This window comes from Corynebacterium sp. KPL1995 (assembly GCF_000477935.1).
Classification (GTDB): domain Bacteria; phylum Actinomycetota; class Actinomycetes; order Mycobacteriales; family Mycobacteriaceae; genus Corynebacterium; species Corynebacterium pseudodiphtheriticum.
In genome coordinates, this window is sequence record NZ_KI515715.1 from 577,999 (window position 1) to 601,669 (window position 23,671).

General features: G+C 57.1%; 21 protein-coding genes and 1 pseudogene. 10 read left to right on the forward strand and 12 right to left on the reverse strand.

Annotated features, from left to right (window positions below; translation table 11 throughout):
- From HMPREF1292_RS10625 to crgA, 3 genes are all read left to right on the forward strand, one after another.
- Positions 1–1,830 carry a serine/threonine-protein kinase gene (locus HMPREF1292_RS10625; RefSeq protein WP_023018618.1) on the forward strand — a complete coding sequence of 610 codons (1,830 nt, stop codon included), beginning with the start codon at positions 1–3 and terminating at the stop codon, positions 1,828–1,830.
- A gap of 2 nt (positions 1,831–1,832) precedes the next feature.
- Entirely contained in the window at positions 1,833–3,896 is a 2,064-nt protein-coding gene (gene pknB, locus HMPREF1292_RS02580) for a Stk1 family PASTA domain-containing Ser/Thr kinase (protein ID WP_023018619.1), read from the forward strand.
- 115 nt (positions 3,897–4,011) lie between these two features.
- On the forward strand, positions 4,012–4,284 hold the full coding sequence (gene crgA, locus HMPREF1292_RS02585; protein WP_023018620.1) for a cell division protein CrgA: 273 nt from the start codon (positions 4,012–4,014) through the stop codon (positions 4,282–4,284).
- Positions 4,285–4,302: 18 nt separating this feature from the next.
- On the opposite strand, the gene HMPREF1292_RS02590 is transcribed toward crgA, so the two are convergent.
- The 3 genes from HMPREF1292_RS02590 to HMPREF1292_RS02600 are packed head-to-tail and all read right to left on the reverse strand — an operon-like array spanning position 4,303 to position 6,230.
- The gene (locus HMPREF1292_RS02590) at positions 4,303–5,007 is read right to left on the reverse strand and encodes a hypothetical protein (RefSeq protein ID WP_023018621.1); all 705 of its coding nucleotides are present in this window, start codon (positions 5,005–5,007) and stop codon (positions 4,303–4,305) included.
- A 3-nt stretch (positions 5,008–5,010) separates the two neighbouring features.
- Positions 5,011–5,832, reverse strand: a complete 822-nt coding sequence (locus tag HMPREF1292_RS02595) for a hypothetical protein (protein ID WP_126850004.1) — start codon at positions 5,830–5,832, stop codon at positions 5,011–5,013.
- Entirely contained in the window at positions 5,829–6,230 is a 402-nt protein-coding gene (locus HMPREF1292_RS02600; RefSeq protein ID WP_023018623.1) for a GntR family transcriptional regulator, read from the reverse strand. The genes HMPREF1292_RS02595 and HMPREF1292_RS02600 overlap by 4 nt, the downstream gene beginning before the upstream one ends.
- Before the next feature lie 187 nt (positions 6,231–6,417).
- On the opposite strand from HMPREF1292_RS02600, the gene HMPREF1292_RS10355 reads away from it, so the two are divergent.
- The 3 genes from HMPREF1292_RS10355 to HMPREF1292_RS02615 all read left to right on the forward strand — a co-directional run bounded on the left by HMPREF1292_RS10355 (position 6,418) and on the right by HMPREF1292_RS02615 (position 8,576).
- On the forward strand, positions 6,418–6,801 hold the full coding sequence (locus tag HMPREF1292_RS10355) for a hypothetical protein (RefSeq protein ID WP_023018624.1): 384 nt from the start codon (positions 6,418–6,420) through the stop codon (positions 6,799–6,801).
- 78 nt (positions 6,802–6,879) lie between these two features.
- The gene (locus HMPREF1292_RS02610; RefSeq protein ID WP_023018625.1) at positions 6,880–7,404 is read left to right on the forward strand and encodes an RNA polymerase sigma factor; all 525 of its coding nucleotides are present in this window, start codon (positions 6,880–6,882) and stop codon (positions 7,402–7,404) included.
- Entirely contained in the window at positions 7,404–8,576 is a 1,173-nt protein-coding gene (locus tag HMPREF1292_RS02615) for a hypothetical protein (protein ID WP_023018626.1), read from the forward strand. Before HMPREF1292_RS02610 ends, HMPREF1292_RS02615 begins: the two co-directional genes overlap by 1 nt.
- Positions 8,577–9,258: 682 nt before the next feature.
- On the opposite strand, the gene HMPREF1292_RS02620 is transcribed toward HMPREF1292_RS02615, so the two are convergent.
- Positions 9,259–9,789, reverse strand: a complete 531-nt coding sequence (locus HMPREF1292_RS02620) for a peptidylprolyl isomerase (protein WP_023018627.1) — start codon at positions 9,787–9,789, stop codon at positions 9,259–9,261.
- Between the two features lie 172 nt (positions 9,790–9,961).
- Here HMPREF1292_RS02620 and HMPREF1292_RS10360 point away from each other — a divergent pair, with 172 nt between their 5' ends.
- Positions 9,962–11,056: a YihY/virulence factor BrkB family protein gene (locus HMPREF1292_RS10360; RefSeq protein ID WP_023018628.1), complete on the forward strand. Its 1,095-nt coding sequence runs from the start codon at positions 9,962–9,964 to the stop codon at positions 11,054–11,056.
- Between the two features lie 73 nt (positions 11,057–11,129).
- Here HMPREF1292_RS10360 and metE read toward each other — a convergent pair whose 3' ends face one another.
- Both metE and HMPREF1292_RS02635 read right to left on the reverse strand, forming a co-directional pair.
- Positions 11,130–13,427: a 5-methyltetrahydropteroyltriglutamate--homocysteine S-methyltransferase gene (gene metE / locus HMPREF1292_RS02630; RefSeq protein WP_023018629.1), complete on the reverse strand. Its 2,298-nt coding sequence runs from the start codon at positions 13,425–13,427 to the stop codon at positions 11,130–11,132.
- Positions 13,428–13,554: 127 nt separating this feature from the next.
- The gene (locus HMPREF1292_RS02635; RefSeq protein ID WP_023018630.1) at positions 13,555–14,523 is read right to left on the reverse strand and encodes a methylenetetrahydrofolate reductase; all 969 of its coding nucleotides are present in this window, start codon (positions 14,521–14,523) and stop codon (positions 13,555–13,557) included.
- 332 nt (positions 14,524–14,855) lie between these two features.
- Between HMPREF1292_RS02635 and HMPREF1292_RS02645 the strand changes: the two genes are divergently transcribed.
- From HMPREF1292_RS02645 to HMPREF1292_RS02655, 3 genes are all read left to right on the forward strand, one after another.
- Complete coding sequence (locus HMPREF1292_RS02645; RefSeq protein WP_023018632.1) at positions 14,856–15,821, forward strand: hypothetical protein; 966 nt, start codon at positions 14,856–14,858, stop codon at positions 15,819–15,821.
- 254 nt (positions 15,822–16,075) lie between these two features.
- Positions 16,076–16,312 carry a hypothetical protein gene (locus HMPREF1292_RS02650; RefSeq protein ID WP_021352486.1) on the forward strand — a complete coding sequence of 79 codons (237 nt, stop codon included), beginning with the start codon at positions 16,076–16,078 and terminating at the stop codon, positions 16,310–16,312.
- Between the two features lie 9 nt (positions 16,313–16,321).
- Positions 16,322–17,464, forward strand: coding sequence for a glycosyltransferase family 4 protein (locus HMPREF1292_RS02655; protein WP_023018634.1), 1,143 nt, complete (start codon positions 16,322–16,324; stop codon positions 17,462–17,464).
- Between the two features lie 35 nt (positions 17,465–17,499).
- On the opposite strand, the gene HMPREF1292_RS02660 is transcribed toward HMPREF1292_RS02655, so the two are convergent.
- The 6 genes and pseudogenes from HMPREF1292_RS02660 to HMPREF1292_RS02685 all read right to left on the reverse strand — a co-directional run bounded on the left by HMPREF1292_RS02660 (position 17,500) and on the right by HMPREF1292_RS02685 (position 23,615).
- Entirely contained in the window at positions 17,500–18,336 is an 837-nt protein-coding gene (locus HMPREF1292_RS02660) for an ATP-binding protein (protein ID WP_232218001.1), read from the reverse strand.
- A 1,320-nt stretch (positions 18,337–19,656) separates the two neighbouring features.
- A complete protein-coding gene (locus HMPREF1292_RS02665; protein WP_023018637.1) occupies positions 19,657–19,962 on the reverse strand; it encodes a hypothetical protein in 306 nt (101 codons plus the stop codon).
- Positions 19,963–20,319 (reverse strand): hypothetical protein, encoded by a 357-nt coding sequence (locus HMPREF1292_RS02670; protein ID WP_023018638.1) that lies wholly within the window; start codon positions 20,317–20,319, stop codon positions 19,963–19,965.
- 52 nt (positions 20,320–20,371) lie between these two features.
- Positions 20,372–21,058: a DUF305 domain-containing protein gene (locus HMPREF1292_RS02675; RefSeq protein ID WP_023018639.1), complete on the reverse strand. Its 687-nt coding sequence runs from the start codon at positions 21,056–21,058 to the stop codon at positions 20,372–20,374.
- 48 nt (positions 21,059–21,106) lie between these two features.
- Positions 21,107–23,237, reverse strand: a pseudogene (locus tag HMPREF1292_RS02680) (copper-translocating P-type ATPase).
- 51 nt (positions 23,238–23,288) lie between these two features.
- Positions 23,289–23,615, reverse strand: a complete 327-nt coding sequence (locus tag HMPREF1292_RS02685) for a heavy-metal-associated domain-containing protein (RefSeq protein WP_023018642.1) — start codon at positions 23,613–23,615, stop codon at positions 23,289–23,291.
- Between the last annotated feature and the right edge of the window lie 56 nt (positions 23,616–23,671).

Below are 23,671 nucleotides of genomic sequence, written 5' to 3' on the forward strand. Positions count from 1 at the left end.
ATGGCTGATGTGAACAACCGCGAAAGCATTCAGACTCTGGTCGGCGATGCCTATGAGCTGCAATGGGTCATAGGCCACGGCGGCATGTCCACGGTATGGCTTGCCGACGACCACGCGAACGACCGCGAAGTGGCGATCAAGATTCTGCGCCCAGAGTTTTCCGACAACAACGAGTTTTTGGATCGCTTCCGCAACGAGGCCGATGCCGCGCGTTGCATTGAATCCGACAATGTGGTCGCCACCTACGACTATGGTGAAGTCACAGAAGATAATGGCCACACGTTCTGCTTCATCGTCATGGAATACGTTCGCGGTGAATCGCTAGCCGATCTTTTGCAACGCGAAGGCAACCTGGATGAATCACTCGCGCTCGACGTGCTGGAACAAGCCGCACACGGCCTGTCCATTATCCATCGCATGGGTTTGGTGCACCGCGATATCAAGCCGGGCAACCTACTCATTACACAAAACGGTCGAGTGAAAATCGCCGATTTTGGTATCGCGAAAGCCGCCGAGGCCGTCCCGTTGACCCGCACCGGCATGGTGGTGGGTACCGCGCAGTATGTTTCCCCCGAACAGGCGCAAGGCCACTCCGTGACCCCAGCATCAGATGTGTATTCCCTGGGGGTTGTGGGCTACGAGATGTTAGCCGGAAAGCGCCCATTCCACGGAGATTCTTCCGTTTCGGTAGCACTGGCGCACATCAACCAAGCACCAGAAGCCTTGTCGACGCAAGTCAGTGCCCCGGCGCGCGAATTGATTGGTATTGCGCTGCGCAAAGATGCCTATACCCGTTTTGCTGACGGCAACGAATTCGCGGTAGCCGCATCCAAGGTGCGCTTGGGGCAACGCCCACCGGCACCAAAATCGGCCGCCTTGGCGACGGTCGCGCAAGAACCAGCCCCTTCGGCTTCGACGCAACAACTGAGCCGGGTAACGAACGCGCGCACCGCCAGCCCATCAACTGCACGTCCGCGTACCCCGCAGCCTGTGCCTGCTCCAGCTGGCCACGTAGCGCAGGTGCAACAACCTGCAGTGGGGCACCCTTATACCGGTGCTGGCCAAGCCGCAGTGGCTCCGGTAATACAGCCCGTGCACCAAAAGAAAAATTCGAGTGCCGGAGCTGGTTTTGGCTGTGGCATGTTCGTTGCCGTCGTGATCGCTGGTATTGCCGCTCTTGCCCTGTGGTTCATGGCAACTTACAGCAACGCTCTCGACGGCATCTTGGACCGCAGCCCAGCATCATCAACGCAACCGAGTGAGACCGAGCCGGTCATCGTGACTGAATGGGTTAATCCCCCGGCAAACCAGGGTGGTTCTGGTGGTTCTGGTGGCGGCCAGGGCTCGGGTGGTTCCGGCGGCGCTGGTGGTTCTGGTGGTACGGGTGCCGGGCAAGGTTCCGGTAGTACTGGCGGTTCCGGCAATGGCGCTGGCACTAGTAACGGCGGTAACGCACCACAGGCGCCAAATCAACAGCCCGGTGGCCAAGGCCAGCAAGGCGGACAAACCGGCGGCGACGCTGGAAATGATGCCAATGAAAACGCTACCGACGCCACCTCTGGTATCGGCCAACGCGGCGGCCAAACCGGACAGTCGGGACAGTCGGGACAGTCAGGCCAGTCCCATTCTGGCCAGTCCGGCCAGTCCGGGCACGGTGCCGGCGCTGGTGTCGGGCACGGTGCTAACCAGGGCCAGTCTGGAAATAGGAACCCAGGCAATGCTGGCAACGCTGGAAACGCTGGCAACACTGGCAACGTCGGCGCCGCAGCTGGCAACCAGCAATCTGGTGGATCCCGCCCACTGGGCGCGGCTGAGCAGGAGACGGAATAACAATGAATTACAGCTTGGCGCAGCGCTATGAACTAGGCGAGATCATCGGCAGCGGTGGCATGTCTGATGTGTACGCGGCGCAGGATACTTTGTTGGGACGCGACGTCGCAGTCAAGATGCTGCGTTCCGAGATGGCGCGGGATATGAACTTCCGCGAACGTTTCCGCCGGGAAGCACGCAACTCATCGAAGTTGAACCACCCGAATATCGTGGCAGTCTATGACACCGGCGAAGAAACCATCGACGGTATTGGTATTCCATACATCGTGATGGAGCGCATCCACGGTAATACGCTGCGGGATCTGCTGCGCAATGACGGGCCTATGAGCCCGCAGGAGGCCGCCGAGATTCTGCAGCCGGTGTGCTCTGCATTGCAAGCCAGTCATGACGCTGGCATCATCCACCGCGATATTAAACCGGCAAATATTATGCTCACCAACACCGGAATGGTGAAGGTGATGGATTTCGGCATCGCCCGTGCCTTGGATGATTCCACGTCGGCGATGACGCAGACATCCGCAGTCATCGGTACCGCGCAATACCTTTCGCCGGAGCAGGCTCGTGGCAAGAATGCGGATGCACGCTCGGATGTATACGCGCTGGGTTGCGTGCTGTACGAGGCAATCACCGGCGGCACCCCGTTCCAGGGCGAAACTCCGTTTGCCGTGGCCTACCAACACGTGCAAGAAGACGTCACCCCGCCGTCGGAACGCATGCCAGAGATAGACTTGGCCCCAACCGCGTTACTAAACGTCGATGCCGTGGTGATGACCTCCATGGCGAAGCACCCAGGCGATCGCTATCAATCTGCCGCTGAAATGGGCCAGGATCTCGAGCTTTTGTCCCGTGGCTCCGTGACTCAGGCGGCCCGCGCGCATGTGGCACCGTCTCAGGAGCAATTCCCAACCCAAACCGTCGGTTATCCAGAAACTCATGCTGCACAACCGCAGCAGGCGTACCCAGAAACCGCGATGGCCGGTGCGCCAGGTCCAGCTAGTGCAGCTGGTACGGCCGCCGGAGCAGCGCGAGCACTACCAGCCAATGCCCCGGGCGCGCACACGGCACCTCCAACGGCGACAATGGCGAAACCGTCAAGCCATTTACGCTGGTTAGTCGCGTTTATTATGATTGCGCTACTGGTGATTGGCGCTGGCTATGCCTGGAGTGTGCTCAACGACCGGGACTCGCGCAGACAGTCGGATAACCTCGCGCAATCCGAGACCGTGTCAGTGCCGAATATCATTGGATTGGAACGCAACGAGGCCATCGCGAAGCTTGAAGAGGTTGGCCTGCGCCCAGAAATCGTCGACGCGCCAGATCCAGAAATTCCAGAACACCACGTCGTGCGCACCAATCCGAGTGTGGGTTCACAATTGCAACGCAACACCACGGTGACCGTGACGGTGTCGACGGGTAAAGAAGACACCCAGGTTCCGCGTCTGGTGAATATGACCCCACAGGAAGCATCAGCCGCACTGGCCGAAGTTGGTCTAGAACTAGAGCCGGAGGTTGACGAGGAGTTTTCAGATTCCATCGAGCAGGGCCGGATCACCCGCCATGAACCAGCAGCTGGCGCTAATTTGCCGAAAGGTTCCAGGGTGCGAGTAACCATTTCCCGGGGCCCGGAGATCGTCGACGTGCGAGTGCCAAGCTTAACTGGCATGAAATGGAGTCAAGCTCGCGAGACACTGGAATCTTTGGGCTTCGTGCCAAAACCACAGTTTGTGGATTCACTGGAGCCAGCCGATCGCGTGCTCGGTGTAGATGGTGCTGGCCAGATGCGCCCAGAGGGTTCCGATGTGCGCGTCGAAGTATCCAATGGCTTGTTGACGACTATGCCGGATATCACGCGGAAAAACCGCAGCCAAGCATTAAACGCCCTGCGTGATGCAGGCTGGGAAGCAAATGAGTCGAAGTTACTTACCGGTGAACCAGTCGACACTGCCGTGGTCACCGACCAAGGCTTGATTGCAGTCACTAGCCCGTCGCCAGGCGAGACGATTCGCAAGGACCAGGAGATTAACATCCGCTTCTACGAATTCAATCTGCGCGCCCTGGTGCCGTAACGAAAACTGCACGCCCCCTACAGCGTCGTCGTCCTGCTTATCAGGAGGCGGCGCTGTTAAACTAAACAGCATTAAACTATCCCTAACCCAACGACGATTTTGATGAAGGTGCATCATGCCTAAGGCAAAGGTCTCACAATCTAGCAACCAGTTCTCCGGCCAGTCCTCCAGCGCCAGCCGCACCCCGGTCAAGATCAACACCGGCGGCACCCCGAAGTGGTACAAGGGCTTGATGTTTTTCTTCATCCTCGCTGGGCTGCTGTATTTGGTGCTTAACTACTTGGCTGGCCCGTCGATTCCGTTAATGCGGGACCTGCAAGCCTGGAACTACGGCATTGGCTTTGGCTTGTTCATCATTGGTCTGTTGATGACCATGGGGTGGCGCTAGAAGCTGGCATGCTTGGAGCTAGCGACCATAGGTTCTGGCGATAGCTTCGCCACGCAACTCGGTGCGATATTGATGAACACCAAATGTAGTCACTCCGATGACTAATAAAGTCAATGTGAGATAGAAGATGACCATTGCGGGTGATGCGCTGTTTAATGCTAGGTGTGCCTGTTCCGCTAGGTAAAGAAATGCCAACATCAGCACAGCCGCGGCTCCTCCGGCAAGACAAATTTTTGCTGTCGCACCCACCTTCGATGCCACTCCAAGGGCAAGCCCCAACCCTCCAGCTGCGCTAAAAATGCTGGCGAAAGTGGCAAACAACCCGACTACTAGTGGCAATTTGTCCGCTGCCGACATAGCTGGAATTCCACCATCTTCTAGCACGGTGAAAAACGAGGTCACCCCGGAAAAATACAGGTAAAAACTTCCGAGTGGTCCGAAAATCGTCACCGCTATAACCGCCAGACTGAAAATACTGGCTACCGCCACCACCGCTAACAGAGCGGAAGACCACCACCTACGGGCAGTAACATTATATTTCAACGCTGGGATACTCGATCGGGCGCTGACTGTAAAAATTGCTGTGAGACTGAAAAACGCTGCGAATAACAACAGGTGACCATCAATGTGGCGTAATCTTCCTAACACCATAACCACGAGGGTGAGAAGCAAGCTTCCGTAAGCAAAAGGCGCGGTGGGAGCAAAAAATAATGGTGATCTCATGATTTATCCCTTCAGTAGGAGATTGTTCTGCTTCGGATTCTTCGTTTCTGTATTCACAGGCCAGCTGTCCCCTTGTTCTGAATAACGCGAGGTTTCAGCTACTACGGCATCGAGCAGTTCGATGTTGCTGAGGAAACTCACCTCGATAGCGAGCTGGTTTGCGCGACGACGAGCAGAATCGCTGAGTGGCCGCGCGAGAACTACCTCCCTATAACCAGCCAATGAACTCTGCCGGATCATCGGCATTTCTCGCGTCAATTCTGCTAGGGCATCATTCGGACCACGTAATACGGGATGATTGTCACGAAGCTCATCAATACTGATCGCATCGCTCGCATGATAATCGCGCAGAGTGATGATCTCAGATGCGATCGTCGCTATATCTGATGCGTGATGCGAACTGATAAGGATTTCTTCGGGAGCATCAGTGCTGGAAACAAGCGTTATGAGTGCGGTATGCAATTTCTGACGCTGCGATGAATCCAAGCCATTGAATGGCTCATCCAAATAGATATGTGGCTCTCGCGCTGCCAATGCAGTAGCTGTCACGAGTAGTTGGCGCTGGCCAATGCTTAAATCCCGAATCCGTGCCGCAAGTGGGAAATCCAATAAAGATTCCACCGCTTCCGCATCCAGACTCTGCCATCCGCGCTGTACTACGCGAAGATGGTCTTGAGCTGTGCGTCCGAAAAGCTCGGTTTCCATGAGAGAAAGCGATAGTGCAACGGATGACGAATTCGCTGCACGGCGGCGCAAAAATGTTGTTTTCCCGGCACCGTTGGCTCCAATGATGCCAATTATTCGCGTCGACGTATCCATAGTCATACTCCTTTCATTCCTGCCACTGTTCGCGGTGTAGTGCTTTCGGTCTCTTTCATATCTGTGATGACTTCGTCGACGGTGAGCCCAAGAAGCCGTGCTTCTTCTAGAAGCGGGGCAACAAAATTGTCATGGAATTGGCGCTGCCGCTGTTCACGAATTCGCTCACGCGCCCCTTCAGTGACGAACATTCCAACCCCACGCTTCTTTTCCACTAAGCCCTCAGTATTGAGTAGCGTCAGCGCTTTTGCCGAGGTGGTGGGGTTCACGGAATGGTGCATGGACAATTCATTCGTCGATGGTGCGCGCTCACCCTCGTTGAGATTGCCCAACAAGATCATATGTTTTAGCTCATCAACGATCTGTTGGAATAAGGGTCTCGGATCCGTTTGCGAAATGGCCACTGCGCAGCACCTCCTTTCTGGTAGCTAACTTTCTTAGTTAATAGGTTTACCACTTAACCCATAAACCCGCAAGGATGTAGTGACAGCGGCCCAAGGAAACTTTTTTCTCTCCGCGTGTAATGACTCCGGGTGTAGCGACACAAACATGACGTAAGCACTTCAAGCCCGTGAGTTAAGGAGAAACAACATGAAAACTCGTGGCACTGCTATTACCGCTGGAATCATCGGAACCATAGCCATCGCTGGCGGCGGCATCGCACTGGCAACCTCCGGCCAGGAGCCATTCAGCGAGAACGCTTTCGAGGTCACTGGCCAGAATGAAAACCTGGATGTCACCGTCGACGGCATTGTGCAGCCAGGCGAAGAGCTTCTCATCGCAGCTACCTGCCCAGGCCAAGACGTCCGTGCAGATCTGGACACCAGCTTCGGCGAGTCGACCACCATGTCCCCGGGTGCGGACGTCGGCAAGCTGATCGGCTATATCACCCTGCCGGCTGATTTCGCTGACGAAGGCGCCACCGCCACCATCACCTGCTCGTCGGGCGTGACTGATACCGTTGTTATCAATTAGGCAATTAATTAAGCAACGGCCCTAACGGTAACCCCTGCATTAGTACCCGCAAAGCACCCCGCGCAGTAGGAATTATTTGTGACCAGCGATTCCAGGTCGTCGCAAGATCAGGCGACCTTCACCACTATCTACCGGGAACACTACCCGCAGATTTTGGCCTACCTTCGCCGACGCGTTGCGGCTGCGGTCGCAGAGGAATACTGCGCGGATGTTTTCGGACGCGCGTGGGCGAATTTTTCTTCGTTGCACAACCCGCAGCGCCCCTTGCCGTGGCTGTATGGCATCGCCGGCAATGTGGTCAAGGAATATTACCGCGGCAAGTCCGCCCGCCAGGACCGCGTAGAAGAAGAGGCGGAGCTTGACCAGATTGCTGCCGACGACTTCAGCCAGGTCGCTGATTTGTCGCTCGATATCAACCGCGCATTAAACGCACTGTCTTTTGCGGATCGCGACATCATCGCACTGCATGCGTGGGAGCAGTTGAGCATTCCGGATATCGCTGCCAGCTTAGGTATCACCGAAAATAACGCGCGAGTGAAACTGCACCGTGCACGCACCAGACTCAAAGAAGTGTTGGAACCAGAAAACTTAGGTCGGTCATAATGACACATTTTGATGACGAGCTCACCCGGCAACTTGCCGACGCCAACCCGGTCCGCAACCCCGAGCTGAACGAGTTGGAACGACGCCGCAGCGAAAAACACCTGCAGGCAATTCTGGGCGACGGTGCTGCGGACGTTTCGGGCGCTTCGGCCAACCAAAGCCGTAGCAACCGCGGCCGCTGGTTACTGGGCGCAGCCGCCGCCGTCAGCGCTATCGCACTAGGTACCGGCTTGTTGCCCAGCCTGTTCAACGGGCAAGAATCCACCGCCACAGCCGAAGAAATCCTGGCCACTGCCGGTGAATCTTCCCTACACGCTGCCGATGCCACTGACATTGCGGTCACCGCCCAGGAATACCTGGAGCGCACCGATCGCTTAGGCGAAGAGTTCGTTTCTACCGCGTACGAAGTTTCCTCCGATGGTCAGGTGCGAACCTCCACGGCGCAAAGCAACAATGCACCGGCCGAATTACAGAATGCAGACCGCAACCTCTCCGTGGATCCAGTGCAGCTACAAGCCACCGGCGCGGATACTGAAAGCCTGCGCGCACTTGCAGATTCTTTGGATGATTCCACTGCACGCGGCGTTTTGAAGTTGCTGTTACACCCGGCTTTATCCAGTGCACAGCAAAAAGCGTTGTATGAGCTGATGGCCTCACTAGACGGCAATGACTTGGCTGGTGTGGAGCAATCCACGACCGGCGGTGACGACGAAATAGTAACCGTGATCCGCGACGTGGATCAGCTCAGTTTTTCGGTGATTCCGGCAACCGGACAGTTAGTGCGCGTACATGGTTTAGTAGGGCCGGGGATCACCACGGAGGTTTCTGCCACCGCAATCGTGGATTGTGTACACGTCACTGGGTTGGAAGGCCCCGAGATGATTTCGACCGCCTGCGCGGACAATAACTATTACGTGGAAGATCTCGAATGGGAAAACTGGGGCGCTGGCACCGCTACTGCCACTGGCACCGCGTGGATCAACAATTGTGATCCTCTGTGCGCCGATGGTGAATTTGCAACCTTCCCGGTGCGTCTGACTTTGGATAACCGCGAGGAATGTGGCTACAACGCCCGGATTTATTCCCGCATGCTCCTGGAATACCCGGAGAACCCGGACCGTAACGAGGAATTTTCTATCGGCTGTGCACAACCCACCGAACCAGCCCACTAATTACAGATGCCGGTGTCTGCCGTTTCCTATACCTCGTTGCTAAACCAGACCACGCCCTAACCCCAACGCCGTAACCCCAACCACGCACTAGCCCCGACGCCGTCCGCGGCGTGCGATGCCATCCCCATGGTGTCCACAACTTGTGAATTGTTGTGGATAACCATGGGGATTTTTCTACTAGCTGACCACAACTTGTCGACAAAGTTATCCACAATCTGTGGACTAATTTGTGAAAAACATGAATTGTGGACAAACTTCAGGTCATTATTTCACTGGCTGTGAACAAAGCCGTGCAGTGAATTCTGCAATTCTGTGCCTCTAGCTGCCTAAATAACATTCAAGTGAAACTTGAGGCTGTAAATTACAATCATGGTTTTCCACATTATCCACAAGACTTGTGGATAACTTCCCGGGGTTTCTTCACAATGAATACCGGTGGATAACTTCGTGGATAACCGAATTACATTGTTAATAACTCTGATTGCTAACTCTGTTTTGGCCGAAGCTTGTGTTGCTTCTGCTTACTGTTCTGTCTGTGCTGTCTACGCTGTCAATATTGTCAGTGTTGTCTGTTTTCTGTGCTTAGGCATAGAAAAACCCGGGGCCAACACACGGTGTGTGCCAGCCCCGGGTAACGAAGTACAAGCAGTAAAAAGCAGCGAAAGCTAGAGCTTATGCAAGCTTATGCTTCCTCGGAAATTTCCACGGACTCGATGACGACGTCGTCATGCGGACGATCCATGCGGTCGGTGGAAACCTTAGCGATCTTGTCGACGACCTTCTGCGAATCCTTATCGGTGACCTCACCAAAGATGGTGTGTGCACCGGTCAGGTGTGGGGTTTTGCCGACAGTGATGAAGAACTGCGAACCGTTGGTACCTGGGCCAGCGTTCGCCATGGCCAGCAGGTATGGACGGTCGAAAGAAAGCTCTGGGTGGAATTCATCGCGGAACTGGTAGCCCGGGCCACCACGACCGGTGCCGGTTGGGTCGCCGCCTTGGATCATGAATCCGTCGATGATGCGGTGGAAGATGGCCCCGTCGTAGAACGGACCTTCCTGGCCACCCTGTGCGTTCTGGGTGGAGTATTCCTGGGTTCCCTTGGCCAGGCCGACGAAGTTTTCGACGGTCACTGGTGCGTGATTGCCGAACAGCTCAATCACGATATCGCCATGATTAGTATGCAAAGTTGCCTTGGCAGTGGATTTACTCATGCCCACCACTATAGACGACAGAACGCTGCAGCTGGTCGCACTGGCAGCCCTCCACCGGGTTTCTTGCCCTAAAGCTCTTATCCGTTCCCGCCCCGCTGCCACCACTCACAGTAGCTTTTCAGTACACTACGGTGGTCCCCTAAGCCCCCGAGATCGTAAGGACGCTACCACCATGGCCGGCGCCCACCGCGCAGAACCCGTCACTCCCCCGCCACGGCCGCAACTGACCCGTGTCGGCTGGTGGTATACGATCCGCCGCATCGTGGTGCAATCATTGCGGTTGCAAATCCCAGACATGGGCGCTGGGCTTACCTATTTCACATTGTTGGCACTGGCGCCGACGTTGCTGGTGTTCTATGGCATCGGTGTGCTCATCATGGCCAATAACCGCGATCTCCTGGAAAACCTGTTGTGGGATTTCCTGGGCGGAATTTTGCCGGTCAACCAAACCGAAACCGTGCTCAACACCGTCGATACTGTTTTATCCAGCACGTCGACGAACCTACTCGGCCTGCTCGCCGGTGTGGTCTTAGCCGCGATCTCCTCATCCGCCTACGTGCGCGCCTTCGCCAGGTTTTCCACCCGCGTGTACGGCGATATCGACGGCCGCCCCCTCCTACACGTCTGGTCATCCATGGCCTTGTTATCCGTAGCCATGATTTTGGGCGTGTGCCTGATCTTCTTGGCGCTCGTCGTCAATGTCACCGTGGTGGAAACACTGATCCACCCCATCGCCGGGCCACTGGGCATCTATGAAGAAATTGAATTTCTCACCACCGCCATCTTGCCCATTTGGGCGTGGGTGCGCTGGCCAGTCATCGTGATCATGGCCGCGGGTCTTATTTCCGTGCTGTATTACTATGCGCCGAACGTGCGCCCGTACCGGTCCAAGTGGCGGATCTTCACACTTGGGGCATTCGTCGCCCTGGTACTGATCTTCCTCACCGGCGGTGGGCTCTACGTGTATTTCGTGCACCTATCGTCGTTGAATTCTTATGGTGCACTGGGCTCGATCGTGACGTTTTTCTTCGGCTGCTGGATCGCTAACACCAGCCTGGTCTTCGGCGTCGTCATCGATGCAGAAGTCGAGCGCACCCGCCAGCTGCGCGAAGGCATTTTGGATGCTGATAGCGACGACAACACCCGCCTTGCCGAACAAACCCCACACCTAGAGCACCGTTCGACAAAACAGCAAGAAAAAATGGAGCGCGTCCTCAGCTCGCTGGAACATGATGCCCAGCAGCTCAAGGACGCACCCCAAAATTAAGCGGTAGCGCCTCAGGCCAGCTGTCAGCGCCGCCCAATTATGCTTGGCGACGCCGACGCTAGCCATCTCACTGTTAGTTCAGCGATTCCACCACGTTGTTACGGGCGGTTACCATGTTGCGCAGCGACTCCTCGGTCTCTTCGTAACCGCGGGTCTTCAAACCACAGTCCGGGTTGATCCACAGGCGCTTCTCGTCGACGTTCTTCAGCGCCGCACGGATCAACTCTTCCATCTCCTCCACCGATGGGATGCGTGGCGAGTGAATGTCGTAGATGCCTGGTCCGATTTCGCTGGTGAAGGAATCGTTGAGATCTTCGAGCAACTCCATGCGGGAACGAGCGGCCTCGATGGAGGTCACGTCAGCATCCAGTGCGGCAACCGCGTCGATGATCTGGCCAAACTCGGAGTAGCACAAGTGGGTGTGGATCTGCGTCTTTGGCTTCGCCTCCAGGGAGACCAAACGGAAAGCACGTACGGCCCAATCCAGGTAGGAAGCGCGGTCGGATTCGCGCAGTGGCAGCAGCTCGCGCAGGGCTGGTTCGTCGATCTGGATGATGTCGATGCCAGCTTCTTCCAGGTCAGCGACCTCGTCGGCAAGCGCGACACCGATCTGGTCGGCGGAGACGGACTGGTGGACGTCGTCACGAATGAACGACCAGGCCAGGATGGTCACCGGGCCAGTCAGCATGCCCTTGACGTGCTTGTCGGACAACGACTGCGCGTACTTCGCCCACTCGGTGGTCATGGCCTCTGGGCGGGAGACATCGCCGACGACGATTGGTGGACGGGTGCAACGGGAACCGTAGGACTGTACCCAGCCGTTTTCGGTGACGACGAAGCCGTCGAGAAGCTCCGCGAAGTACTGCACCATGTCGTTACGCTCTGGCTCGCCGTGTACCAGCACGTCGATGCCCAGGTCTTCCTGCAGCTTGATCACGGAAGCGATCTCGCCGCGCAGCTCTTCGACGTACTGCTCGTCGGTGAGCTTGCCGGCGCGGTGATCAGCGCGGGCACCACGGATCTGCTTGGTCTGTGGGAAGGAACCAATGGTGGTGGTAGGCAGCTTCGGCAGGCCCAGTTCCTCTTGGATTTCGGTACGCTCGGCGAACTTCGGCTCACGAGCAACCTGGCCTTCTGGCAGCTTGGCGACGCGCTGGGCGACGGCCTCGTTGTGCGTACGCTCGGATTCCTTGCGGGTGCGCAGGGCGCGCTCAGAGCGGGCGAAGGTCTGCTCTACCTCGTCGCGCCTGCCGTCCAGGGCAGCAGCGATGGCAACGACCTCGGAGATCTTCTCGTCTGCGAAGGAGAACCAACCGGCGACGTCGACAGGCAAGTTCTTTTCTGCCTCAACGGTGTGTGGCACGTGCTGCAGCGACACGGAAGTGGTGACGTGCTTGGTGCCAAGTTCTTCGGCGGTTGCTACCAGCGCGTTTAGGTCGCCAGCCCATACGTTGCGGCCATCGACCACACCGGCCACCAGGGTGGTCTGTGATGACTTGGCGACGGCTTCTTTAACGCGGTCCAGGTAGTTCGAATCCAGCGCCTGGGTTGGGCGAGAAACATCCACCTGGAAAGCCTCCGGGGCGGCAGCCAGCAACTTATCCAGGCCAGCCTGCAGCGAACCATATGGGGTGGTCAGGTACACCTGCGGGCGGTTGTCGTTACCCAGCAGTTCCGTCCAGATGGCACCGGCGCGATCGGCGAGTTCGGCATCGGAAAGGCCAGTGTGATCGGCAACCAGGGCTGGTTCTGCAACCTGTACCCATTCCACGCCGGCTTCCTTCAGTGCCGCGAACACCTTTGCGTAGGATTTCGCGAGGTCATCCAGGCGATCCAACGGGTTGGTGGTGCCGTCGGCGGCCTTGGATAGAGCCAACACGGTGACTGGTCCCACCAGGTATGGGCGGATGGTGTGTCCGGCTTCGCGGGCTTCGTCGACCAGCTTCAGCAGGCGCTGCGGGCGAGCGGTGAAGGCCTGCTCAGCGCTGATTTCTGGGACGATGTAGTGGTAGTTGGTATCGAACCACTTGGTCATTTCCAACGGGGCGGTATCAGCGTTACCGCGAGCCAGGGTGAATTCCTCGTCCAGGCTCACTTCTTCGGCGTCGCCGCCCAGAGCACCCACGGTCAGTGCAGTTTCCAGCACCTGGTCGTAATACGCGACGTCGGCTGGGATGGCGTAGTCGTCGGCAAGACCCAGATCCTTCAGGCGGGCATAAGTGTCTACGCGCAGCGAGTGTGCAGCGGATTCGAAGGTTGGGCGGTCGATGCGGCCGGCCCAGTAAGACTCAAGAGCGCGCTTGAGCTCGCGGTTAGCGCCAACGCGAGGATAGCCCTCGATGGTTTTTGTTGGGAATGGTGTCTGCGACATGGGAGTGTCGGGTCCTTCCTGGAGACAAGAAAAACAGTGTGATTTCTGTTTATGCGGTTTTGTTGCTTATGAATTCTGGTTATGAAGTTATGGGTTCTGTAGAGGTGTGGCGGGCCTAGCCAGAGAATCAGCCGGGCGCGGTTGGCGGGCGAATCCCGACCGCGTCCAGGAGCTCTTGGGTGACCTCCGCGTTGTTGTGGGTGTAGATGTGCAGGCTGCCGACATCGTTGTCCACCATCGCTTGCACGAGTTCGGCGGTAATCGCGATGCCCTCGGCGCGCTCGTCCCGGGCGTTTTCTAGCCGACGCACCAGGTGCTCCGGTACCGGCAGGCTGGAAAATTCCGCCATGCGGCGCAGGCGGCGCACGCTGGTAATCGGCATGATGCCCGGGATCTGCGGGATGCGAATGCCCGCCAGTTCTGCACGACGACGGAACTGCAAGAAATCTTCGGCCTCGAAAAACAGCTGGCTGATGGCCAGGTCTGCGCCACTGCGTTGTTTGGATAGCAGCACGTCGAAGTTTTCGTCGTCGGTGCGTGCCTGGTAGTGGCCGTTCGGGTAGCTAGCCACGGCGACGGCTAAGCGTCCGGCGGCGAAGCGGGCGGCCTGCTGGCCTTCGACTTCGCGGATTAGGCGCACGAGTTCGTCGGCATACTGCAAGTGATCCTCTGGTAGTTTGACCTCGCCTTCTGGCAGGTCACCGCGTAGGGCTAATAAACCACGCACACCGGAATCGATGAGACGGTTGATCCACGCGACCATCTCTTGCTTCGTGCCTGCAGTACACGCGAGGTGCGCCAGGGTGCGCATGTTGGTTTCGCGGTCGATGCGGGAGATGAACTTCGCGGTGCCGTCCAACCAGCCGGAACGGCACGAGCTGGTAACTGAGATGTAGTCCGGCCGATAGGATTCCAGCGTTTCCAACAAGTGAGAGATTTTCTTCTCGTCGGCATCGTGGCGCGGTGGAATAACTTCGAATGACAGTGCGGTGCGTTCGGATCTGGTACGCGGTTCCGTGTTTTCTGCGTTATCCGGGTTATCCGGGTTATCGCTGGACTCATCCAACGGCGCAGAGGCAGATACTCGTGGGGCCATTGCTGGTCACCTCCTTCCGGCTGATTGCGTCTTGATTGTGAACCAAGCTGTCTAGTGTTGGCATCAATCTAATGCTTATGCAGCTAACAAGGAAGATTCCGTAAAGGTAATACCTTTGCTCGGGCCGTTCATGCTGGAAAAACAGTCCAAGAAGCAACTGAATATAATTCGTCGCCGAGCAGAAAAAATGAACCAAGCTGTCTATGGTATTACCATTGGCCTGTGCTGAGAAGAAGATTTTTCCGTCGTTATCTCCCACATCACCTTCCACAGCAACTATCCTGGAACTATCTAGCTAGTGACAACCATGTAATTAACGAGGTGAACGAACCATGGGTTCTGCAAACGTCAACCTGCGCATCGCGCGCAACCTCAGCTCAACCGGCTGGGAAAAATTCAAGGATTACCGCGACAAGAAGTCCCAAGAAGCATTCGACTTCCTGGAAAGCGCGGCAAAAACCGTGGATAAGAGTGCAGAAAAACACTTCCCGGAAGCACGCAAAGAAGCTGGCAAGCTGACCAAAGCTGCCCACGCCCGCTTGGATAAAAGCCTGGAAAGCCTCCAAGGCACCGGCCGTGAACTTGCCGAAGGCAACGTATCCGAAACCGTAGAAAATGTCCGCGAGGCCGCCAGCGAAAACTTCTCCAAGGCCACGAAAAAGGCCCAGAAGCAAGCCAAGAAATTGCGCAAGAAAGCTAATAAAAAGCTGGGCCGGAAAAACCGGAAGCGCCTATCCCGCGTAGAGAAAAAAGCCAACGCTGCTGCGCAGAAGGTCAAAGACAAAGCAGCCAAGAAACTAGATAAAAAGACCAAGTCTCAATCCCGCGGCTTTGGTTTCTACGCCTTGTGGGCCGCTGTTCTCGCCGCGGTCGTTGGTGTTATCGCCTATGTGCTGAACAAGCGCAACTCCGGCGCGCAAGAACAGCCACCAAAGGCTAGCGATTACAGTTCGAATACCACCAGCACGCTGGTGTACTCCTCGACCAGCGAAGATGACCTGGAAGCACCAAATGCAGATGCTTCCGAGGAAAACAAGAAGGCAGAAAAGAAAGCCGGCGAGTTGGCCGAGGATCCAGCCGAGCGTGACGAGGAACTGCTGGCAGACATCGACGAACAGCTGGCCAAGAACCTCTCCCAGGGTGCTGCAGAAAACCTGGCTGCTTCCGAAGCCACCCGCGCTGTGGCTCACGACGATGCCGACGCTGCCGAAAAAGCAGCGCAGATCGACGAACAGCTGAAAGACACGTTGGATTCCGAGTCTGGACCTGAATCCGGTTCTGAGTCCGGCAACAAATAATCGTCGTCAAGCTGGGTGCCCCAAGCCCGGCGTCGGCAAGATATTCTGGCCAGTTCAGCGCAGCGATTCACCGGCGGGGCGTCGGCAAGCGGCGTCGTAAAGAGACATATGCCATAAAGTCGTTACGTGAGCTAAGCCATCTGCTTCGATAGGGTTTGTGGTGCAAGGGAATTATCAACACCACAGGCCCTATTTCTATGGCCACATTTTGTTTGGCCACGGCCCATCGTCGGCCGGTTATAGGACAGAGCGGTGTGAAAGACGAGGAGGAAATTGCTTTGGGCGTGCAAGAACTGTCAGTGAAACTCGACAACGGCGCAACCTACTATTTCCCCGCCGGAATTGCCCCAGGTGAGCAAGGCAACCGCATCGAGATGCTGCGCGAGGCCATCGAAAACGATTCCGTGTTTCAGAGCGTCGATATTAACGGCAACGAGCGCACCATTTATGGCAGCGAAGTGAAAAACTATCACTTGAGCGACGCGCTATAACCACCGACTATGCCGAAAACACTGCTGGTCACCAATGATTTCCCTCCGGTAATCGGGGGGATTGAATCATATCTACGGGATTTTGTTTCCCTGCTGGACCCCAACGAGATCATCGTTTTTGCGCCCACACGGGATAAAGCCGCCTGCGAGAGCTACGATGCGCAGCTGGATTATCCCGTGATTCGCTGGCCACACCGCCTGTTACTGCCGACGCCGCGTTCGGCAAAGAAACTCCGCGAAATCATCCGCACCCACGACATCGACACCGTGTGGTTTGGTGCGGCCGCTCCCCTGGCCTTGTTGGCAAAGACCGCGAAGCAGGCTGGCGCCAAGAAGGTCATTTCCACTACGCACGGCCATGAGGTCGGCTGGTCCATGATCCCGGGGGCACGCCAGGCGCTGCGCGTGATCGGCAACAACTCTGACGTGCTGACGTATATCTCGTCCTACACGCGCCGTCGGCTGGAAAAACCCTTCGGTAACCGCCCGCGGTGGGTGCATCTGCCTTCCGGGGTCAACGCGGATAATTTCGGGGTGGCGAGCCCACAGCGGCAAGTGGAGGCGAAGCAAGCCTTTGGCATTGCCGCGTCCGCGCCGACGATCGTGTGCATTTCGCGTTTCGTCCCACGCAAGGGCCAGGACAAGCTATTGCGGGCGTTTCCGGTGTTGCGTCGGCAGTTCCCGGATGTGCAGCTGATTTTGGTGGGCCGTGGGCGTTCGTATCGGCGCCTGGAAAGGCTGCGAAAGAAATACGCTCCCGATGCTCTGTTGCTGAACAACACGGATTATCAGCAGAACCAGGTGCGTGTCGACGATGCGTTGGCTGCCGCGGATGTGTTCGCCATGCCTGCCCGCACGCGCGCGGGAGGACTGTCCGTGGAGGGGCTCGGCATCGTCTATTTGGAAGCGCAGGCGTGTGGCATCCCGGTGGTCGCGGGCAGCTCCGGCGGGGCGCCGGAAACCATCACCGACGAGACCGGCGTGGTAGTCAACGGGCACCGGGTGAGCAGCATTGTGCGTGGCCTACAAGGCTTGCTTGCCGACGCCCAGCTGCGCTCTGAGATGGGTGCTGCGGGCAGGGCGCACGTCGTCAAGAATTGGAACTGGGATTTGCTGGGTGCGCGGCTGAAACAGGAACTGCGCGAGATTTAGGCACTGCGGGAGCTTTAAGCCGTCCGTTTAACTGCCTAGCGCCCGAGTGCACCAATGGCGATGACGTTGACGCCATCAGGCCGACGGTATGACATTCCACCGCCGGTCACGACCAGAAATTCAGCGGGCTCAGGCATCACCGCTGCGAATTTCTGCAGACTCGCCGCCGCACCGTTGACCACATTGGGATGGTGCCCGAGTTTGATCTCCACAAGCACTGTTCTCCCAGCGAGCGTCGTAATCGCATCAACTTCGGTGCCATCCCCGAGGCGAGCGTGATAGACCGGCTCGTTCGTCAGCGCGCATAATTCATGAACCACCAGCGATTCAAAAAGCTGACTGAAAAATTCGAAGTCGTGTAAAAGATCGTCCGGCTGTTTTTGTAGCGCAGCAACTGCTAACGCTGGGTCTGCAAAGTGCCGTTTGGCTGCTTTGCGTAGTGGGGTACGTGAGCGCAGGGATTGTGACCACGCCGGTTGGTCTTGTCTGATGAAAATACGCTCGAGAGAATCCAAGTAGTCAATCGCAGTTTCTCTGTGCAATTCAGCATCTGTAGCGATTGCAGTCGTCGACATTTCAGTGCCAATCCCACGAGCCAGAGATCGCATTACCCGCAGAACCCGAGCTGGGTTACGCTTCACCTTGTCCGGTGTGGAAATGTCGAGCTCCACGATGGTCCGTACATAATCACGCAGGTTTGCTTGTGCATCCGCAACACTGAGACGCAAAAAGCCTGGCCACCCGCCTCGGCAAATCCTTTCCGCAAGATCATGGATAGTTAGTTCCGTCTTGCCGACGCGCGGTGCCTCGCCCTTCACCATGTTGAGCAGTGAAGCTTGTCCAGTGGATTCTCCCGATTCTGCCAGTGTCATGGTGTGCATTGTTAAGCGAGAGAATCTTCCGGCTCCAGAATGGCCTTGCACCGCTTCGGCTGGGGCGGTCGATCCTGTCAAAATAAATTGTCCGGGCTACCCACGCCCATCAATTTCGTGGCGTACTACATCCCATAATTTTGGTTGTGCCTGCCATTCGTCCAAAACTCTCGGCGTCGGCCCTTGTAATACAAGAGCCGGATCTACCCCCATTGAAATCTCCACATCAGGATCGATGTCTACTTTGATTTCGCTCTCGGCATGGTGACGGGCGGTCGCAGTCTTGCCACAACCCTTCGGTCCCTCTCAATCAACAAGGCTCCAGTGCGCCGCAACGACTGCTCCACAAAAACATCCGCTATCCGCGGAATATAGTCCTGAGACAACACCACTATTTCACCATCCGACAGTTTGAGGCGATTCTAACCGACACTTTGAGGAACTCGTGTCTGAATTCGCGCGTGATTGAGTCCATGTTTCACGTGAAACATTGTTTATCGCGATACCGGTGGATTGGTGGAACGACGCCATGCTTCATCAGAACCTTGACTACCGCACGCCAACAGAGGTTGAAGCAGAGTTTTGCAGCCGACAACCGGCTCGAGAAATAATGGAAATTAAGGCACATGCCTAGGAACAAAACCCAGGGCACTTCAAACTTCAAGCACAAAAATTGATACTATTTTTTATTCCCCTTATCTTTCCGCAAAAGCATCAAAGATACAGTTACCGAATAGGTAAAGAGAAAAATGATAATAACTGTGTGCATACTTACCCCTTAGCCTCAGACTTTCTTAGTCGCAGCAGCCTGCGGAACCAAACCCAAACCGCCAACAAATGCCAGAAAAATGGAGAGTAAAAACTTTCCGCGTATTTCAGCTTGCACATCTCCTCCAAAAATGCATTCGTAAGATGCGAGCCCCTTTTTAAGGAAGCAACCTCATCGTAAAACAGTAGATTGTAAGCTGCAACACAATTTTTCGACTTTTTACTTATTCCCCTTATATGGGGTGAGTATGACCGCCATCTAACCTAAGTAAGGGCATTTTGCGTTAGTTTCCGCATCCCCAGCGGTGGCTTACCCCGACCGATTCTCGGATTACTTATAAACTAAACCCCGCACACAAACTAACAGACACTCTCCCCGACTGGGTTGGGTATCAGGTGTCCACCAAACAGGGGTCAGATCCCTCTCCATTAAGTCCAGAACAGACCAACCATCACGAGTACTTCTAACAATTAAGCTTCAGACCATTCCCAACGGGGTACACGGTCCGCAGCGGAGACAACCACAAATATTCAGCCTTCTTAGGATGAAGATCATGAGTCTTCTTCATCCTGAAACAACAAGAATGTTAGCTTCATGAATACCACATGACTAATCGCTAATGGTGTAGCTACAGTGGTGGCCATCCACATCTCAGCTACACGGAAATCAGCATCGACCATCACGATACCGAAATAAGTCAGAAAAGCAATCACAAAGACACAGAAATATTTTCTTATTCTAAAAGTAATATTATATTTACTGTAGTAATTTACATAAATAACAACCAGAGCAGAGGGAACCCCAAACAAGATCCCAATAATAGCGGCAAATAAAAGCAATCCAGGCAGGGTCACCATCTAATTGTCCTCTTCGAGCTCATTTGCGGCTTCACTAGGAATTTCCGAAGGATCAACATAAATCGTATCAGGAGAAGGCTCATAGGTATCTTCATTAGCCCCCTCAGGTGAACGATTTTGAGCCGACCCCACTGCTTTATCCACAGTTATATAATCAGTCTCAGCATCATTAAGCTTTCCTTCACCAGTAAAAGTAAAATAAGTACTCAGGTTTTGAGTAACCTCAGCAGCAACAGATTGCGCTGTCCAGCGCTTACCCGGAGGGAAAATATTAAAAGCTAAGCTATACCCTCCCCACCCAGAAGTATCACCTTCAGGTAGGCTAGCTTTTTTCGGTGCAACCCACTGTATATTCAAATTCTGGAATTTCAGATTCCTGTCCTCGGGATCAGAAAAAGACAGGGACCTGTCATAGGTCAGTGAGCATCTGCTGCATCTGAGCGATCTCGGCCTCCTGGTCGTTGATAATTTGTTCGGCCAGGGTGATCGCATGGGGATTCTGGCCGTCAGCAACCTCGTCACGGGCCATGTCGACCGCACCTTCATGGTGAGCGGTCATCTGCTCCAGGTAGAGGCGGGCAGCCTCGGTGCCCTGGGCTTCCTCAAGGGCTGTCATGTCCTCCTGGCTCATCATCCCGCTCATGCCACCCATCTCGTCGTGATCCATTCCACCCATCTCATCCATGGTCCCCATGCCCCCAGAGTCGGTGACCGGCTGCTGGCCCCAGGCCTCGAGCATGGCGTTCATCCGGTCAATCTCCGGTCCCTGGGCGTCAATAACCCCCTGGGCAAACTCCACGACCTGGGCGGGGATGCCCTCCTTGGCCAGGAGCATCTCACTCATCTCCACGGCCTGTTGATGATGGGGGATCATCATCTGGGCAAACATGATGTCCGCGTCGTTGTGATCGGCGGAGATCTCCCCGTCCGCCTCAGTCGTCGCCGTGGTGGTCTCAGTCGTCTCAGCGGTAGTCGTTGCAGTACTGGTGGCCGAGGTGGTGGTGTCGGTGTTGCCTGACTCGGTGGCCTCACCGCAGGCGGTCAGCGCCAGGGTGGAGGCCACGGCGAGAGCGGAAAGAACAAGGGTGCGCTTCATGGTGGAGCCTTTCAAAGTCATATGGGGGCAGTGGAGAGAAGTGGTGGATCAGTGGATGGCGGTGGATGCTGGAGTAGGCGTGGTGTGTTCCTCCTTCGACTCGGTCGGAGCCAGGTGAGCCGGCTCCAGATCAATGCGGCGCAACAGCTGGGCGTTCAGGGCCACCACGATGGTCGAGGCAGACATCAAGATCGCGCCCACGGCCGGGGACAGCACGAACCCGATCGAGGCGAGCACTCCGGCGGCCAACGGCACGGCGAGGATGTTGTAGCCAGAGGCCCAGATCAGGTTCTGGATCATCTTGCGGTAGCTGGCCTGGGACAGCTCAATCATCGACAGCACTGCCCGCGGGTCATCACTGGCTAGGACCACCCCGGCAGATTCCATGGCCACATCCGTGCCGGCACCGATAGCGATACCGACGTCCGCGCGGGTCAGAGCGGGGGCGTCATTGACACCGTCACCGACCATGGCCACGCTCAAACCCCGGTCCTGCAGCTGCGTGACCTTGGTGTCTTTGTCCTGGGGCAGGACCTCGGCGAAGACCTCATCAATGCCTAAGTCCTGACCGACGGCGTGGGCCACCTGCTGGGCGTCGCCGGTGATCATCGCTACCTTCACCCCACGGTCCTGCAGGGCTTTCACGGCGGCACGGGATTCGGGGCGGATCTTGTCCTCGACGGCCACCGCACCGATGATCTGACCGTCGCGGAGAATATGAAGCACACCGGCCCCACGCCCGGTCCAGGCGCTGGTGGTGTCGGTGAGCTCGGCCGGGGTGGTGAGGTTGAACTCGCGCAGCATGTTCGGCCCGCCCACGAGGATCTCAGCGCCATCGACAGTGGCCCGGACCCCCCCGGCCGGAGGCGGCACTAAAACCAGTTGCACGGATTTGCCGACGGGAAGCCTCGGGATGGGCGGCCGCGGCCGCCACGATGGCGCGGGCCACGGGGTGCTCGCTGTCGGCCTCCGCGGCGGCGGCCAGGGCCAGCAGCTCGCCCTCGGTGACGCCGACAGCTGCCGCGACACCGGTGACCGCGTGCGAACCCTCGGTCAGGGTGCCGGTTTTGTCGAAGAGCACCACGTCGATGGTGCGCATCCGCTCGAGCGCCATCCGGTCCTTGATGAGCACCCCGGATTTCGCGGCCCGCTCGCTGGAGATCGCAATGACCAGCGGAATCGCCAGGCCCAGGGCGTGCGGACAGGCGATGACCAGCACCGTGACCGTGCGCACCACGGCATCGTCCGGGCTGCCGATGATGGTCCACACCACCGCGGTGATCAGAGCGGAGATCAGCGCGAACCAGAACAACAACGCCGCTGCCCGATCCGCCAGGGCCTGGGCCCGGGAGGAGGACTCCTGGGCGTCGGCAACCATGCGTTGGATCCCGGCCAGGGCGGTGTCCCCACCAGTAGCCTCCACCCGGATGCGGACGGTGTTGTCGGTGGCCACGGTACCGGCGACCACCTTGTCACCGGTGTCGCGGAAGACGGGACGGGATTCGCCGGTGATCATCGCCTCATCGAATTCGGCGGCTCCGTCGAGGATGGTTCCGTCGGCCGGCACCCGGGCACCGGCCCTCACCAGCACGACGTCGTCGACGACCAGCTCGGAGATGGCCACGGTGCGGGTGGTCCCGTCGATGACTTTCTCGGCCTCATCCGGCAGCAGGGCAGCCAGCGCGTCAAGCGCGGAGGACGCGGCCCCGAGAGCGCGCATCTCCAGCCAGTGGCCCAGCAGCATGATGGTCACCAGCAGGGCCAGCTCCCACCAGAAGTCCAGGTCAAAACCGCCCAGCCCCAAAGTGGTGACCCAGGAGGCGACAAACGCCACGGTGATGGCCATGGCGATCAGGAGCATCATCCCGGGTTGGCGGGATTTCAGTTCTTTCCATCCGCCCTTGAGGAAAGGCGTTCCGCCGTAGACGAAGATGATCGTGCCCAGCACCGGGGGGATCCAGGTGGATCCGGGGAATGCCGGGAGGTGGTAGCCGAGCAGGTGGGCGACCATGGGGCTGAAAATAACGACGGGAATGGACAGAATCAGCGACCACCAGAAGCGGTCCCGAAACATTGCGGTGCTGTGTCCGGCGTGTTCGCCGTGACCATGAACGTGGTGGTCTGTTTCCGGAGCGGGGTGATCACCATGGTGATCGCCGGAATGGTGGGGAGTGCTCATGACGTTCCTTTCGCTCAACCCGGTCGGGGTCGAGATGATGGGTAAAACTGATCAGGATAAAACGGTGTAGCCGGCCTCCTCGATGGCCCGGCGAACCATCTCCGGAGGTACGACACCGGTGACCGTGACGGTGAAAACACCATCAGCAGCGAGATCAATCTGGACGTCGTCGACCTGGGGGAGGGCCTGAAGGGCCTGGGTCACGCTTTTCGCGCAGTGCCCGCAGGTCAGGCCGGTGACCTGGTAGCTAAGGGAGGACCCTCTTGCTGACGAGTCGCTGGCGGCAGGGATGGAGGCGGTGTCGGCACGTGAGGCAGGTCCGCAACAGCTGCAGCCGTGGGAGGCCATCGGCAAGAGGCTGGGCGGGGAGGTGATCATGGGAAAGCTCCTCCGGGTCGGTGGGATGCGGCGATGCTATTCCCTAGCGTATACCC